Source organism: Ectothiorhodospira sp. PHS-1 (assembly GCF_000225005.1).
In the GTDB taxonomy this organism is placed as follows: domain Bacteria; phylum Pseudomonadota; class Gammaproteobacteria; order Ectothiorhodospirales; family Ectothiorhodospiraceae; genus Ectothiorhodospira.
Window position 1 is genome coordinate 1 of sequence record NZ_AGBG01000107.1, and the last position, 348, is coordinate 348.

Consider the following 348-nt stretch of genomic DNA (forward strand, 5'->3'; position numbering starts at 1 on the left):
GGCCCCAGAAGGCGCTGCAGCACGTCGATCACCCGGCGGGTGGAGACGCCTTGCACGTACATCTCGGCCAAGGCGAGATTGACCGCCTGATCGGTGCGAGTGCCCTTCTCCAAAGCGGAAGGATAGAAGTCGCCGGAACGCACTTGCGGCACCTGGAAGGTCACCTCGCCCACACGGGTGAGCATGGTCTTGGGCTTGAAGCCGTTGGCGTAATCACGGCGAGACGCCGAGCGCTCGTAGGGAGCGGCGCCGAGGTACTCGGAGCGCTCGATCTTGGCGGCTTCATTGACGAGGATGCGCAGGGCTTCGCCTGCGCCATCCAGTCCGTTCTCGAGCAACACGGCATAA

Annotated in this window: 1 protein-coding gene; it reads right to left on the bottom strand. The window is 64.1% G+C overall.

Annotation, left to right across the window (positions count from 1 at the left end; all coding sequences use genetic code 11):
• Window positions 1–348, bottom strand: a 348-nt coding sequence (locus ECTPHS_RS13795) for an IS256 family transposase (RefSeq protein ID WP_008933385.1), incomplete at both ends; no start/stop codon positions are given.